Origin of the sequence: Pseudoalteromonas sp. SWXJZ94C (assembly GCF_015864385.1) — a bacterium.
Taxonomy (GTDB): Bacteria; Pseudomonadota; Gammaproteobacteria; order Enterobacterales; family Alteromonadaceae; genus Pseudoalteromonas.
Genome location: NZ_JADYXF010000001.1, coordinates 109515 through 125725, shown reverse-complemented (window position 1 = coordinate 125725; position 16211 = coordinate 109515). Strand labels below are relative to the sequence as shown.

Below are 16211 nucleotides of genomic sequence, written 5' to 3'. Positions count from 1 at the left end.
TAAGGTAATGAAGGTAAAATATGGGAAATCGTCGCTTATTTTGGCGCATAGTTGATAAAGTTGAGTCTTTAATAAACCAAGGTGAGTTTTCTGCTGGGAGTCGTTTACCCCCAGAAAGAGAGCTAGCAGAAATGTTTGACGTAAGTCGCCCTACGATTAGAGAAGCTATTATCGCATTAGAAGTGCGCGGCCGTGTTGAAGTAAAAACAGGCTCTGGCGTTTACGTTGTTGAAAAACACGACGCGCCAATAAAGTCTCAAGAGATCAGTGCGTTTGAGTTAACTCAAGCTCGCGCGTTAATTGAGGGTGAAATTGCAGCCTTAGCAGCGCAAAGCATTACAGAAGAAGAACTAGCTAAGCTACATAAAACATTAGTAGCAATGCAAGAAGGTCTGTATGTAGAACAAGCTGATCGTGAATTTCATGAAATAATAGCTCGCGCAACGCGCAACAGAGCACTCGAGTTTGCTGTTGCTAACTTGTGGGATTTACGTTTAACCAATTCGCAAATTGTGGCTGACTATAACAGCGTATGTAAAAATAATGACGATTGTGTAATGGATGAGCACACCGCTATTTATAATGCATTACAAAAACACGACGCCAATGCTGCACGCTCAGCAATGCACCAGCATTTTAATAGATTAATAAATGCGTTATTTGATGCTGTTGAAGCACGTGCACTTGAAGAAATAAAAAGAAAAAATAGCGAAAAACGCGGTCTTTATTCACTTGACGGTCTAGTTAAAAGCGCTCATTAATCTCTAAAACTAGTCAGCCCTGTGCTGGCTAGTTTTAATTTAGTATTCACGTTTATACTTATCAGCGTTATTAACGCTCTACAATAAACCCTCATATACCTATTATTAATCTCTACAAGCTAACCTAAGCAATTTTAATGGTACATTCGAACAGTTAGAAGCTAATATTTTAAAACACGCCAAATGCATTTACGCGCAGTTTTAATGTAATTAGTACACTCCCTTAAAATGAGTAACCAAGTAACTTAAGTTCAAGATAAATCTATCTCAAGCAGCTGTTTTCCACGCTAACACCTAACTGCGGTGCATTTACCAGCAACAGTCCAGCTATTGACGTGCCAATTAACCTATTGCCACTAAAACCATTGGCTAGATAAAGCATCAATATCCTTGCAGTTGAATACCTTGGCGAATACCTTAATCAGGTTCAGGTTAAATGAAATATAAGCTTAATTATTTTCATCAGGCATAAAAAAATCCCCATACGGGGATTTGGTTTCCTCTCACTGCAGTGGATGCTAAAGAATCTATGTGAGAGGACGCTTTAGCGATTGCAGTGTGTGCAAGAAGCTTTTTTTAAATTAGATTTTCAATAAATGTTTATTACTTACAAAGTTTATATATAGCCAACACATCTGCTGCGCTAACTGAGCGCGCGCCTTTGTGGCTTTTGACCCTATTAACTGAGTGTATACGAACAGCGTCTTGCGCCATTTTTTTAAACTTCTCATCAGGAATGCTTACATCTCCCAATGTTAAAAACGAATTAGTACTCTTAAACCACTTAACAACTTCGGTTGAAAGCATTTTAGCGGCTTTACTATCGTCAGTTTCGGTTACACCAAAACAACGCCGTGCTAGTTTAGCCCAGCGATGTGGCAGTACGTCTGCTAAATATTCCAAATACGCAGGAATAATAATAACCATGCCACGACCATGCGGTAAATCGTAATGAGCGCTTAATGGCATTTGAATCGCATGCATCGACATACAACCTAAATGCTCTCGTGCCTTAAAATTTGAGCGGCTATATACAGAACAAAGAGCCAGTTCTCCACGTACTTTAGCATCACCTAAATCATCAAGAGCTTTTTCAAAGTTATCCTTAACGCATAAAATCATTCCTTCCGTTGTACGGTCGGAAAATTCAGACTCATCCTCATCGCAAAGGTAGAGCTCTACTAAATGCGAAAAAATATCAATGCAGCTATCTTGAGTTAATCGCAGTGGCACAGAAGCTAAAATCTCTGGATCAACAATAGCTACTTTTGGTAAATAGTATGGCGAATAAGAAAGCGTTTTTTCTTTAGTTTCTGTGTTTTTAATTACCCCAGACGCATTAACTTCAGAACCTGAAGCTGAAACTGTTGGAATAGTAATTATAGGAAACGCGCCTGTATATTCACGTCCAACATGTTCATTACATGTAACATAATCCCATGATTTACCACCAGAAAATGCAGTTGCAGCAATGTACTTAGAAGCATCAATAATGCTACCACCACCAAGTGCTATTATTAGATCGCATTTTTCGGCATTAAAAATTTCAACTGCTTTATCAATGGCTTGGGTACGAGGGTTAGGCTCAATTCCAGCAAATACAGTAACGTCTAAACCCGCAGCAAGTAATACACTTTTTACCTTATTAATCACGGGGTCAAGAGCTGAGCCTGGGGTATAAGTAGCTATCATTACTTTTTTACCATATTGGGCTGCAATAGTACCGACTTCGCAAACCCTACCTTGCCCATAGATTAATTTAGTGGGAAAGCACCAATTAAAAGGTGTCATATTCGTTTACCTTACTTGTATTACGTTTTATTTTTTTAGTAAAACAAGTTACTGGTATAACCAATTTACTCACCACTTAATATTTAATATGCCACCAACAGTACAACCCATAAAAATATTGGTAAACAAACAAAGCAGACCAAATAATAGTTAACACAAACCAATCTGTCAACCAATCAAAGAGAAAGGCATTACCAAAACTTAAGCTGAATGACTTTTTAATACGACTAATGAGCCGAACAATTATTGATTTTAACAAGGTAAGTCTATTGCTCTAATACAGCCGGTAAAGTAGTTATAAGCACTTGGTTTTCCTTATTTAAAATAAGTAAAGTTACCCATAAAAATGCTCTTAGAATAAACTTACGCACATCAATAAAAGAATGTACCATGCAAAAATAATCGGTTGTAACCAAGGATAAACATGCAATCACCTTCTAAAGAATTTTTATTAGCCGTTATATGTGTACTACTCGCTATGATGACCATTCAATCTGGCGCATCAATTGCTAAACAGCTTTTTCCTATTGTAGGACCAGAAGGAACAACTGCCTTAAGGTTAGGCTTTTCGGCACTAATACTTTGCTTGGTATTTAGACCTTGGAAACACTTACCCGCAAAAGGCAGCCGCCTCCCTATTATTGTGTACGGTTTAAGCCTTGGTGGTATGAATATTTTATTTTATTACGCAATAGAACGAATTCCGCTAGGTATTGCTGTAGCGCTTGAATTTACGGGTCCTCTTGCTGTTGCATTATTATCATCGCGTCGCAAACGCGACCTATTTTGGGTTGCATGCGCCATTACTGGTATTTTGCTTTTATTACCCGATATGAGTGGGCAAGACAGCCTTGATCCAGTTGGTGTAATACTCGCTCTTGGTGCGGGTGCATGTTGGGCAGGTTATATATTATTTGGGAAAAAAACGGGCGTACAAGGCTCCGGCGGAGTAACTGTTGCGCTAGGTATGACAGTTGCAGCTATTGTACTAGTGCCTTATGGCGGAATTATGCAAGGTGCAGCGTTTACCTGGGAAATAATTCCACTGGGGATCGGCATTGCTATTTTATCAAGCGCATTGCCTTATACTCTTGAAATGGTTGCACTGCGCAATATGCCCTCACAAGGCTTTAGCATAATGATGAGTTTAGAACCCGCTGTTGCATCGCTCGCTGGGTTAATTATTTTAGGTGAGTTGCTTACCTTGTGGCAATGGCTCGCTATTTTACTTGTTATTATTGCATCTGTAGGAAGTTCATTTTCTAGTTCTAAAAAGCAGGCGCTTGATTAAAAAAAGCAGTCAAAATAAATAAAGTCACCCTATAGCATAGTGACTTTATTATATTCTCAGCGATAGTTTTTAACTAGCCGCTCTACTTTGTTTTTTATTGGTTGCCAAATAGCCAATCAATGAAATAAGCGGCATACCTGCAGCAACTAAAGCAATGCTATTCCAGCCTCCAGCTTCGTAAAGTGGGCTTGCAATTAAAGAGCCTACTGCGCCCCCAACAAATATGCTCGTCATATAAATAGCGTTTAAACGTGCACGGCTTTGAGGTTCTAGTGCATATACTGCGCGTTGACCCAACACCATATTTGCTTGAACTGCAAAATCAATAAACACACCTGTTAACGCCAACACAATAATACCGTACGGCAGCTCAAACAAGCTTGGTAAAAAGCACAGCACCGCAATTATTTTTGCTAATAAAGACACCTGATGCGTATATCCCTTATCAGCCAAGCGCCCTACAATAGGCGCAGCTATAGCACCGGCGGCTCCCACTAAAGCAAACAATGCTATTTCTGATTGCGATAAACCGTACTCGCGTGAAAGCACAACCGGTACACTGGTCCAAAACAAGCTAAACGATGCAAACATTAACGCTTGAAAAAGTGATCGTTGGCGCAAAACGGGTTGGCTTATCATTAACTGTTTTAACGATTTTAAAAGCTTAAAATACGTGGTTTTATGCGTAGGCTGCCGGCTTGGAATTGCAAAGTAAATTACGCTGGCAATAAATACCATACACCCTGCTGCAAAATAAAATACTGCACGCCAACCAAAATGATCGGCAATTAAACTCGATACAGGCCTTGCAAGCAAAATACCTAACAACAAACCCGCCATAATATTGCCAAGTACTTGTCCGCGCTTTTCATCTGACGATAAATGCGCGGCAAGCGGAATAAGCACCTGAACAGAAACAGAGCTAATACCTATCATTAAGCACAAAATAAGCATTACATTAGGTGTATCAGCTAAAGCAGTGCCAATTAAACTCAAAAACGACACAACTAACGTGATCAGCATTAATTTTTTATTTTCGACTAAGTCAGCCAGTGGCACTAAAAAAAATAGCCCCAAGGCATAACCTATTTGCGTAAGCGACACTATAAAACTAGCACTGTGTAGGCTTAATCCCACCTCAGGAGCAAGTAATTCAATAATTGGTTGAGCATAGTAAATATTGGCAACAATAAGGCCGCAACATAAAGCAATGATAGTAACGAGTGTATTGCTAAGTGGTTGCGGTGAAACGCCTGTTTGATTCATGATTATCTCTACTTTACAAAAATAATAAAACCCAACCTGCAAACGCAGATTGGGTTTTTACAAAAAACTATGTTTTATTTTATTGGCGATGGCTGCCCATGTGGGCTTGAACGTAAATATTGTTTTGGCGCAGTAACTTTAGCACCCAACTCTGCTGCTGCATGCCACGGCCAATGCGGGTTATATAAAATACCACGCGCAAGCGCTACACCATCAGCTTGCTGATCACTAATAATGTCTTCGGCTTGTTGCGCCTCAGTTATTAAACCCACTGCTATAACAGGCATTTTAACAACCTCTTTTATAGCCGTTGCAAATGGCACCTGAAAATTCTTAGCCACCGGTATATCTTGTTTTGGGCTCAAACCTGCGGTGCTTACATGAATAAAATCACACCCTAATAAATCAAGAGCTTTAGATAATTCTATCGATTGTTCTAAATCCCAACCACCTTCAACCCAATCGGTTGCCGAAATACGTACCCCCACCGCTTTTTCACTAGGGAATACAGCTCTTACAGCTTTAAACACTTCCAGTAATAAGCGCATTCTATTTTCTAGGCTGCCACCATAATTATCGTCACGTTTATTTGAAAGAGGCGACAAAAATTGGTGTAACAAGTAGCCGTGAGCACCATGTAGCTCAATTAAATCAAGACCCAGTTCATCAGCGCGTTTAGCTGCACTAACAAAATCTTTAATTAACGAATTTATGTCGTCTTGGCACATTGCTTTTGGTACTGGGCTGGTATCGTCGTAAGCAATTGCAGAAGGTGCCACTGTTTGCCAACCGTTAACCTCATCGGGTGCAATAGCGCCAGTATCTTCCCATGGTTTACCCGTAGAGGCTTTACGACCAGCATGTGCTAATTGAATACCAATAGGCATAGGACTGTACTGTCTAACTGCTTTTAAGCTTTTGCCTAAAGCTTGTTGAGTTTCGTTATTCCAAAGCCCTAAATCACCATAGCTAATTCGCCCTTCTGGGTTTACTGCCGTCGCTTCTAAAATAAGTAAACCGGCTCCGCTTAAACTCAATTGACCTAAGTGTATTGTATGCCAATCGCTAGCAGCGCCGTTGTTGGCTGAATATTGGCACATTGGCGCAATAATAATACGGTTATCTAACGTTAGTTGCCCAAGCGATAAAGGTGAAAATAGTTGGCTCATTGTTAATCCTTAAAAACACGTGCGCAACGGCACGGACAAAATAAAAAAGAGAATACGAAGCGGCAATCAAACACGCTCACTCAATAACTTATACTGTCGCTTATAATATCGACTTAACACTCTAAATGGGGATCAAAATACACTTTAATAGTGCTGATAAAAGTATAAGTAATGACATTATGAGCTATCAATTTTTATGTAATAACTTGTTTAACAAACGCAGAACAAAGCCATCATTTAAAAATGCATGACTATTAACTTTTAATTAAGACTGTAATTTTTAACTAATTTGTACCTAATTAAACTAACTCATTGCTTATGTTACCTATTAATAAAATAGCAAAGCCAAATTAAATCCATATTTATTCTTTAAAAGTGAATTAAAATTCAATTTAGATATTCCAAGCTACTTCACTCCCTGATAAACTACTTTACTTAATTAACTGATGTTAAATTTTTGAATCTGGGGATCAATTTTTATGTTTAAACCAAGCTTGTTAACCTTGGCTATTTCGAGCGTCGTTTCTAGCGCATTTTTATTACCAAATGTTGCACTTGCTCAAGAAGAAGTTGCCGCTAAAAACAAATCACTCGAAGTAATTGAAGTTACAGCAACAAGACGCAGCGGCTCAGTGCAAAATGCACCATTAAATATCACCGCACTTGACGCTGATATAATGAAAGATCAAAACATTAGCGAACTTGCCGACATAGCACGCTGGGTACCTGGTTTAACAATTACTGATCAAGGTGGTCGCTCTGGTTCACCTATTATTGTTCGTGGTTTAAATACAAACTCTTCTGGTCCATCATCAGATGGCGGCACGGTATCTACTTATATAAACGAAATTCCGGTTTCGGTAGATATGCGCCTTGTAGATATTGAGCGTGTTGAAGTATTAATCGGTCCGCAAGGCACACTATATGGCGCAGGTACTCTAGGTGGCGCAATTCGTTATATGCTAAAGCAGCCTGAGCTTGATTTTACATCGCTTGAAGTTTACGGCGACCTATTTCAAACCAAAGAAAGTGATTCTGTAGGCGGCGAAGGTGGCTTTATATTTAACCTTCCACTAATTGAAGACAAGCTTGCAGTACGCGCCAGCTTAAACGTATATGAAGACCCAGGTTTTATCGATTACGGCTACGTAGTACGCGAACCTGGCGTATCGTTGCCAGATCCAGATTGGAGCGATAGCTCAGCGGTTAACAACAACCTTAAAAATGTAAAAGATGCCAACGGCGAGACCACCACAACAGGTCGTATTTCTGTACGCTTTAAACCAAATGAATCGTTTGAAGGTACGCTTAACTACTTTTACCAAAACCAAGACAGCGAAGGCCGCTCAATCGTTCATTACAACAGCCTTAATGCAAACAACGGTTTAAGCGACGTAATAGGCAAATACGAATCAGCTTATCGCTTTGAAGAGCCTCGCGAAAAAGAAGATCAATTACTAAGCCTTGAGCTAAAAGCCGACTTAGGCTTTGCAGAGCTCGTATCGGCAACCGGTATTTCGAGCTTTGATGCCGACGGCCAACGCGACCAAACAGACTTACTTATTCGTCTTGATTACGGCTATGAAGAGTTTCCTTCGTTTTCAACATTTACCCGTGAAATTGACGAAGAAGATACCTTCACCCAAGAAATCCGCTTAGTGTCGCAAGGCGACAGCGATTTGAACTGGATTGTGGGTGGCTTTTACAACAAAACAGAAACCGAAGCATCAAGCAGAGAGTTTACGCCTGGCTTTGATCAATTTGCCATAGACAACTTTGGTGGCGAACAACTAAGACCTGACTCATTAGAATACTTAGAGCTTACAAAAAGCACCGTCACTGAGTCTGCACTATTTGGTGAAGTTGGCTACCAAGTTACTGATAAGTTAGATATCACAATTGGCGCGCGTTTTTACGAATACGATGTAGAATCGCAAGCGGCTTTTGACTTCCCACTAGCAAATACATTGTATGGTGGCGCGGGTCCTGATGAAATCACTGTTGCATTTGAAAAAGATGAAGCCAGCGATAACGGTAACTTATTTAAATTTAATGCTAAGTATCAGTTCACTGATTCAGTAATGGGCTATGTAACGGTAAGCGAAGGTTTTAGAATTGGTGGTTCAAATGGGTTAGTGTCTTGCCCTGATCCACTACCTGCGGATCAACAAACTGGCTGTGGTCAACCTGACGAATTGTTATTTGATGCCGATACCACTACAAACTACGAGCTAGGCTTTAAAAGCACGTGGTTTAGAAGCCAACTACACTTTAACGCCGCGTTATTTAATATAGATTGGGATGATGCACAAATAACAGGTGCAACCGAAGTTGGGCAATTGCCATACCTTTCAAACGCCGGCAGTGCTAATGCAAAAGGGATAGAAATATCAACTCGTGCAATTTTATCTGACTCGTTTTCAGTGTATGCAACCTACGCTTATACAAAAGCAGAGCTAACATCAGATGCACCATTTTTGTTTAATGCCGACGGTACCGATGGCGCAGAAGACGGCGACCGTTTACCAGGCTCGCCTGAAAATCAATTTTCGATGGGTGTAAACTATCAAACAGAAGTCCTAAGCGATAAAACCCTTGATATTAACTACGGTTTAACTGCGCAAAGCGATGTACTTTCAAGAGTAGGACTTCATGATAACGGCGAAACATTACCGGGTTACAGTTTAAGCAATATATCAGCTAAATTAACAGCCGATGCATGGTCAACTACACTATATGTTGATAACCTATTCAATAAATACGCAGTTACCTCAGTTCGTCGTTCAGATGAGGACATAACATCAGCTAATGGCGCCGAAATACAACGTAACTATGGCTATTATATTAACCGCCCACTTACGGTAGGTGTTAAATTTAACTATAAATTTGAAATATAATTTAAGCGACTTTTAAGCAATGTTTTAGGCTCAAATTTATTTGAGCCTTTTTACTTTATTAACGCGTAACTAAACAATAATAATTACCAAAAACTATGCAACCAAACTTAAAGCAACTTCATCAAAGCGCTATTTACTCTTTAAACCAAGGTAAAATACAACAAGCCCATAAAACCTTGGTAGACTTGGTTACGCAAAAGCCCGACTTTGCTGATGGGTATTTTTTGCTAGCGATGGTTAATTTAACTGTTGGGCAAATACACAAAGCAATTAAGCTCATCGAAAAAGCCCTAACGCTTGGCAAAAGCATTGAATACACCGCGCAACTTGCAAAGTGTTACGCACTAACGGGCGAATTACAAAAAGCAAAAAACACCGCCTTAACTATACCCATTCAACAAATACAAAAACCGCTTGATGCCGACACCCTAGGCGTAGCCCTTACTCAAGCAGGCTTGCACGAACACGCAATTAACTATTTTGAATGCGCTATTAAACTGGCTAAAGCAGCTAACAAAGCCCAGCCCCAGTTTTATTATAACTACGGCGTAAGCGCTAAGTTTTTAGGATTATTTGATAAAGCACAAGATGCGTTCGAACATGCTATAGCGATTAGCCCACTTCATCATCAAAGTCATTTTGCACTAAGCGACTTAACTAGAGCAACCGCACAAAACAGCCATATAAAACGCTTAAAAAATGTATTTGAGCAAGTAACACACCCCGATGCAAAACTACATATTGGCCATGCTTTAGCAAAAGAATACCAAGACTTAGGTGAGTTTTCAGAGGCTTTTAACGCGTTAGAACAAGGTAAAGCAACAAAACGTGCTGTGCAGCCGTTTGATCATAAAAGCTCAACTGCGTTATTTGAACATATTAAACGCTTAAGTGAACAGCACACACAAGCGCGAGTACAAGGTAACCCAACGGCAGAACCTATTTTTGTATTAGGCATGCCCCGCTCTGGCACCACATTGGTTGAACGTATTTTATCGAGCCACAGCGACGTGCAGTCGGCAGGTGAATTACAAGACTTTGGCTTAAGTGTTAAAAAGCTCAGCCAAACACAAACACCCCATGTACTCGACAACCAAACACTCAGTAAAGCGTACGAGCTTGATTTTAATCAGCTTGGCAGCACGTATTTAAACGCAACGCGTGTAATAACGGGCAGCCATAAACACTTTATTGATAAGCTCCCGTTTAACTTTTTTTATATCGACTTAATAACCAAAGCACTGCCAAACGCCAAAATAATTTGTATGCTACGTGACCCAATGGACACCTGTATTGGCAACTATCGCCAATTATTTACCATTAATAACCCGTACTACGCCTACTCGCTCGATTTACTCGACACAGCCAAATTTTACAGCCGTTTTTATAAGCTAATGCAGCACTTCAGCGCCCTGCACAGCAATATAAAATTAGTAAAATACGAAGAATTGGTAGCAAAGCCCGAGCAGCAAATAAAAGACTTAGTGAGCTTTTGTAACCTAGAATGGCAAGAACAATGTATAGATTTTCACTTAAACAGCGCACCGGTTTCTACAGCAAGTAAAGTGCAAGTACGCCAGCCACTCAATAATAAAGCAATTGGCCGTTGGAGAGCGTTTAAGCCCCATACTGATGAAATTGAAGCGTTATTTATTGATGAGGGTATTTTGTAAGTCAATATATAAAATGCTACTAATTATTTTAATCCAAGTAGGTTAAAAGTCATTTAAAGCGGTTTAATTAGCTACTTGATTATTCATATCGTCAATATACGCCTGTTCAAAATTCTCCCAATCATATAAAGCTTCTGGGTTGAAATCTTGCCCTTCAGGCCACTCCAAGTTCTCTACATCGTTTAAAAATACCTGATTAAAGTATTCACGTTTTTTTAAACTTTGCATCCAGCCAACGCCTATTACGGGTTCAAAGTTTATTACTTGAATTTTTTTATCAGCAAACGTAATTGCAATTATATAATCTTTAATAATTTCAAAATGTGTAATTGCCATTGAATCTAACGAAGTCATTATTAACCTATATTATTGGTTTTATTATAAATTTTATTAATTAGATTAGCTGTTTAAAAGCATAAAAAATTGATAACCAACGTTAATCAATTTTTTATAGCTTCGCCTTAGCGAGCTGCCACAATAGAGCCGATAAAATCGTCAACTGAGTCAGTAATAATTAAAACCTCAGCCGGCGTCATACTCACGTCAATATAAACAACACTCGGCACACCGCCAGGTCCAACTTTGCGATAATCGAGACACAACTGCGACTCAGAATGTGACGCAATAATAATCAGTAATTTTTTATCCAAAATATTAACGCTTCTAAACCAATCAGACTCTTCACCATGCTCCCAAGAATCAATGGTTTCAATCCCATCAACAGTCGCATTAGTCCAGTTGGTTGTGGCATTATTAAAAAGATCTTGTACGCATTCATCCAGCTCACCGCCATTTTGGATTAATAGCTGCTCCATTAAAGCGTGCGGAATAGTTATGCCTAATCGACGAGCTTGCAATTCGATTAACGCTTTTTCGATGCTTGCATAGCGTTCGGGTATAAAATCGGTGTTCCAAATCGAATTCTCATGCTCTGGCGTTGGAATCAAACCTTGATGTTTAGCTTGTCTATACTCATCCACCCGCTTTCGAATATCCATTAATGGTTGTTTTTCAAGCATTGTAAAATTCCAATTTTTAGTTCTTAACGCCCAGGCCATTGGGCTCAATAGTAAATTAATTAAACCTTTACCTGCATTTTAATCATCAAATATTGGATAAGATACACTAGGATCACAAACAAAATAAGCATATGCTAAAACCATTATTTTTTATGCTTAAAGGCCTTTAAACTCACATGTTATTTTTACCAAAGCAAACTACTTTAAAATTAAAAGCGTAACGCTGTTTTTATAAATAATCGCCATCAATATAAAACTGCGGAATAAAGTCTGATTGCACGTTTATTTCTTTACCAAGGTCTTTTGCCATACATGCTAAACCGAGCAAATTAATTGGCATGTAAAAAGTAGGTTGTTCATACCCCTCTAAATCACGGTGGCGCTCACAATACTTCCAATTTTCGGTTAGTGCACTTGCTAATGCTTCGCTCGGTGTTGCTTCTGATTGTGTGGTAAAGGAAATAATAAAATCTGATTTTGCACCAGTACCATACGCAACCCATGGTTCTTTTTTGCCGCCTTCAATCACTTCATCCATTAACTTGTTGAGAATTTCAATGCCTTTGGGGCCTGATTCACGACGATGAATACACTGTATTAACTCGGTTAATAAATACTCTGCTTCGGGGTTTTTAGAAGAACACTTTCGCATTAACGACACAGGAAACTTAACCAAGCTGTCCATCGCGTCATAGTCACGCACAATTGCTGCAGCAAAAAAAGCTTCTTGCCAACGCATCGCATGTAATCGCCCGTTTTCTAATAAACCTAGGCCGTTGTAGGTGGCGTCTAATATATCGTCAATCACGATACGCTGCTCTTTTTTAGGCTCTCGACCTAGTCTAAAAATAGCCTCACCGGCTCTTGCTACTATTTTTAATGCTTTTATGGATTTTTGCTTGTTTTCATCCGTTAAATCAAACGACCACCATTGGCAGATTTTGATTGCATTGCCAAAAACGCTTATTAAATTATCTCTTTTAATAGGTAGATCTTCAATCGAGTCATCATAAATTTCTTCAAATCGTTCAGTATCATGCTCTAAAAACGTAGGTTCATAATCGCGTGTTATATTAATCATTAGATTTTCCTTCTTTACTAGCTTTTATTCTGTTTTTAAATCGCTTCATAGTGGTTGTATCATTTTTAATACTTGAGTCAGGGTTTAACTTAGTGCTTGCATGCCAATACTGTATCTGACTTTCTGTCTCTTTTTCTTTTAGTAGTTTTTTCCCAACTTCATTTTGCTTAAGCACATTGGCTATTTTTTCTCTTCTGTGGTTTTTAAACACGTGTATTGGTTATTTATCTTTATCTGTTATTTATCTTTATTAGCTATTTCAGGTAAAAATTCACCCGTCACTAGCCAATTAGGGATGTAATCAGTTTCAAAATCTAATTTGTAACCGTTTCGGTCGTAAGCAAACGCGGCTGCTGCAATTAAAGGTAAGGAAATCCAACCTGGCTTTTTGTAACTATCTTTTTTCCAAAAATCTTTATGCTTTTCTACTGCATCACGCATTTCACTATTAAATTCGGCCTCGGCATCAGGGGTAAAAATACAACGGTACACTGCTATTAAAGGTAATAAAATACGATAAGAATAAGGTAGGCGGACATCATCCGGATCGTCGGCTAGTAATGCCTTTTCTAACAGGTCCCCCATATCCGCACCGCCGGTAAATAAGTTTTGCATAATATTAACTAACGCCAAATCAAAAGTATTACACTTGAGATTCGCATTTAAAAAAACGATTTCATCAACTTCTCTCAAAGAGTGAATTGCTGAGCGATCACGTAAAATGACTGCGCTATAATAAGCATTTAACCATGCATCGTTATCCACAAAATCAGTTTTACGAGCCCCCGTCAATTCAAAGGTTTCACCATCAATAGTAACGGGGAACTTTTCATCAACACGCATAACAAACTCAAAATTTGCTGTGCCAAATTCTTTAAGTAACGTGAGATAACGCAATTGTGTCGAGCGGTCTAGATCCGCCAGAACTGCTCTTGCAAATGCATCTAAAGCGTGTTGGATAGAGCTACCTAGAACCTCACCGTTATTTGTATTCTTAATGGTATTTATCTTACTTGGTATTCGCTTTTCAAATCTATTAATACCTTTAATGACTATTTCCATATGCGTTTCTTTATAGTGTCGTTCTATCATTCGTCTGGTACCCATTTGTCGTTTTTAAATGAACTTAGTTCGGCTTTTACTTTTAAAGACCCACCTGTTTTTTAAATGTAGGATCGTACTTATTAGAATTAAAATCAAAACGCAGGTATTTTGTGCCTCTTTAATTTTTTATTTCATGTTTATTATTTTATTTTCACGGTATTCAGATGCGTCTTATTCACCCTGTTTATCATTTTTTATTTTGCGGCTACCTCTTGTTGAAGCCCCGCCTTTTGCCTCAACAGTAATAATTTCGCCTGTATCTTTATTATAATAAATAAACTTAACGAGACAGCGACTCTAATTGCTAAGTAATTAAAACTGCTTAATTAACGTATAGGGTGCATCGGCAGTTAACTGTGTCACAATATAATTATAAGAAGAGTAATAATCTCCGCCCTCCACTGAGTTTTCTATGTACAACACCATATCCTCAATGCCATCTTGGTTATAATCACCCTTAGCCATTATTGTTAACCTTTGAATACCGCCACTGTTATCGTAATAAATAGCTTGAGCATCATTTACAGGTACTATCTTTTGAATGTGGCTCATTTCATCCCAGCTACTTGCTTTTGCTAAGCGGCGCTCATCATCATTCGAAATAATTAAAGCGAGCTCAGGCGGCATTTGTTTTGGTAATGCTAAACTGTGTTTAAATGAGCTTAAAAAGCTTTTATTTGAAGGCGTTAACTGCCCCATATCGCGCCAGGTCGAACACGTTTTTTTAAAGTCCTTTAGTATAGATTCAGCCTGATAATTTGTTGTTTTGTAGTTTTCATTAGCAGCCTTAAGCAATGTTTTACAGCTATTCACATCCATATCAGGCTTACCATCAAGAGTAAGTACTTTTGTAAAATACCATTGTTTATTCAATAGCGTATTAACCTGCTCCAAACTGTCGGATGTTACTGGTTCTATAAATAACCCTCTGGTATTGCTCTTTAAGTTATATGTAGGCGCTATGTCATTTACTTCAATATTCGCACAGGCAGTAATCGGTATAATAGTTAAAGCGAGTAACAGTGTGTTTTTAATCATTTTGTGCTCAAAGTGAAAGGAAAAGAAGTGAATTTAGAGCGGTTTGTACTGCATTTACATCATCTGGCTTATTTGCGCCGCCAATCCCTACAGATTGGATTAATTTCATTGCTGGCATCGAAGTGTCCTTTTCTTTAGTGTTATGTTTTTTAAGTACAATGTGTTAGTGGTAAATTAACACCCACTATTTAAAGTGTTGTCTTTGTTATTTATTTTGTTTTTTCTAAATTCAACATAATGAAAGTAGATGTATGAAGTCAAGATTTGATCCCATTGGCTTCACAAACAGAAAGAGGTAACAGACAAGACGCGACCATACTAGCTTTCTGGAAAAATTCGAAAAAATTGAGATCTGATTCCTCCAAATTTCAAGCCAACTGATTTATCAATTTTACGCCCCCTAAGATCATGCATATCTAACTCCCGCGCATTTTTCAAAGGTACTTCTACTAATCCTCCTTTATGGACATCAAGGTCACCCCATTTATTAATATCAATTTCCATAGAAGAGATTATTATTTGTGAGCCTGGGGAGCCTATAACCCCTACTAGAAGCGAAGGGCTTTCACTTGGGTTTTCTGCCCATTGAGGAATATACTTATTTAATTGCCAATATTTTTTAACCCTTGCTACTATTGCTGAGTCTTTAGGTGGTGTACTAATATCGTAACCAACCCTGTCCGAAAAGTTAATATTTGATATTCTAACAAACAAAATCTTTTTATTATCAATTAACAAATCTGAAAGTTGTAATGGTGCCTCAGCAAGTCGAAATGTTAGTTCGGGCTTTACTCCTATCGGTCTGAAGCGCCATTCTTTTTTCTCCTGCTTTTTATTACAAAATGGATCAATAGCAGAAATAAGTGCGGCTTCCACGGTTCGCGCTGTTACTTCATCATCAAAAGGTCCTGCAATATGAACACTATAACCACCACTTTCAATCAGCTCTTCTAGTGATTTATTATGCGTTTTAGCTTGATGTGATATTGCACGTTTTGAATTTTTTCCATAGCCTACATATTGTATATTCTGTTTTTTATCTTTGTAGATATAAACAAAAAATCCTCCATTCATCTTACCTTTTCCTTATTGAAATTTAATCGATACATACTAAAGCAACA

Annotated in this window: 14 protein-coding genes; 4 read left to right on the top strand and 10 right to left on the bottom strand. The window is 38.5% G+C overall.

All coding sequences use genetic code 11. The features are described from left to right. The first annotated feature begins 20 nt into the window (after nt 1-20). Nucleotides 21-761 (top strand): FadR/GntR family transcriptional regulator, encoded by a 741-nt coding sequence (locus tag I6F65_RS00555; RefSeq protein ID WP_024612115.1) that lies wholly within the window; start codon nt 21-23, stop codon nt 759-761. A 603-nt stretch (nt 762-1364) separates the two neighbouring features. On the opposite strand, the gene I6F65_RS00550 is transcribed toward I6F65_RS00555, so the two are convergent. Then, nucleotides 1365-2552: an iron-containing alcohol dehydrogenase gene (locus I6F65_RS00550; protein ID WP_197111002.1), complete on the bottom strand. Its 1188-nt coding sequence runs from the start codon at nt 2550-2552 to the stop codon at nt 1365-1367. 424 nt (nt 2553-2976) lie between these two features. Between I6F65_RS00550 and I6F65_RS00545 the strand changes: the two genes are divergently transcribed. Continuing rightward, nucleotides 2977-3843, top strand: a complete 867-nt coding sequence (locus tag I6F65_RS00545) for a DMT family transporter (protein WP_197111000.1) — start codon at nt 2977-2979, stop codon at nt 3841-3843. Between the two features lie 69 nt (nt 3844-3912). On the opposite strand, the gene I6F65_RS00540 is transcribed toward I6F65_RS00545, so the two are convergent. Next, the gene (locus tag I6F65_RS00540) at nt 3913-5109 is read right to left on the bottom strand and encodes an MFS transporter (RefSeq protein WP_197110998.1); all 1197 of its coding nucleotides are present in this window, start codon (nt 5107-5109) and stop codon (nt 3913-3915) included. Nucleotides 5110-5183: 74 nt separating this feature from the next. Beyond that, the gene (locus I6F65_RS00535) at nt 5184-6278 is read right to left on the bottom strand and encodes an NADH:flavin oxidoreductase/NADH oxidase (protein WP_197110996.1); all 1095 of its coding nucleotides are present in this window, start codon (nt 6276-6278) and stop codon (nt 5184-5186) included. A gap of 479 nt (nt 6279-6757) precedes the next feature. On the opposite strand from I6F65_RS00535, the gene I6F65_RS00530 reads away from it, so the two are divergent. Together I6F65_RS00530 and I6F65_RS00525 are read left to right on the top strand one after the other, a co-directional pair. Further along, nucleotides 6758-9175 (top strand): TonB-dependent receptor, encoded by a 2418-nt coding sequence (locus I6F65_RS00530; protein ID WP_197110994.1) that lies wholly within the window; start codon nt 6758-6760, stop codon nt 9173-9175. Nucleotides 9176-9270: 95 nt separating this feature from the next. Continuing rightward, nucleotides 9271-10848, top strand: a complete 1578-nt coding sequence (locus I6F65_RS00525) for a sulfotransferase (protein ID WP_197110992.1) — start codon at nt 9271-9273, stop codon at nt 10846-10848. A 63-nt stretch (nt 10849-10911) separates the two neighbouring features. On the opposite strand, the gene I6F65_RS00520 is transcribed toward I6F65_RS00525, so the two are convergent. The 7 genes from I6F65_RS00520 to I6F65_RS00490 all read right to left on the bottom strand — a co-directional run bounded on the left by I6F65_RS00520 (nt 10912) and on the right by I6F65_RS00490 (nt 16164). Then, a complete protein-coding gene (locus I6F65_RS00520; RefSeq protein WP_197110990.1) occupies nt 10912-11202 on the bottom strand; it encodes a DUF2442 domain-containing protein in 291 nt (96 codons plus the stop codon). Nucleotides 11203-11309: 107 nt separating this feature from the next. Then, nucleotides 11310-11867, bottom strand: coding sequence for an SMI1/KNR4 family protein (locus I6F65_RS00515; RefSeq protein WP_197110988.1), 558 nt, complete (start codon nt 11865-11867; stop codon nt 11310-11312). 229 nt (nt 11868-12096) lie between these two features. Further along, on the bottom strand, nt 12097-12948 hold the full coding sequence (locus I6F65_RS00510; RefSeq protein WP_197110986.1) for an immunity 49 family protein: 852 nt from the start codon (nt 12946-12948) through the stop codon (nt 12097-12099). After that, nucleotides 12941-13159 carry a hypothetical protein gene (locus I6F65_RS00505; protein WP_197110984.1) on the bottom strand — a complete coding sequence of 73 codons (219 nt, stop codon included), beginning with the start codon at nt 13157-13159 and terminating at the stop codon, nt 12941-12943. Before I6F65_RS00505 ends, I6F65_RS00510 begins: the two co-directional genes overlap by 8 nt. Nucleotides 13160-13185: 26 nt before the next feature. Beyond that, entirely contained in the window at nt 13186-14040 is an 855-nt protein-coding gene (locus tag I6F65_RS00500) for an immunity 49 family protein (protein ID WP_197110982.1), read from the bottom strand. 324 nt (nt 14041-14364) lie between these two features. Then, nucleotides 14365-15090, bottom strand: a complete 726-nt coding sequence (locus I6F65_RS00495) for a hypothetical protein (protein WP_197110980.1) — start codon at nt 15088-15090, stop codon at nt 14365-14367. Nucleotides 15091-15408: 318 nt separating this feature from the next. Next, nucleotides 15409-16164, bottom strand: a complete 756-nt coding sequence (locus tag I6F65_RS00490; RefSeq protein ID WP_197110978.1) for a hypothetical protein — start codon at nt 16162-16164, stop codon at nt 15409-15411. Nucleotides 16165-16211: the final 47 nt, after the last annotated feature.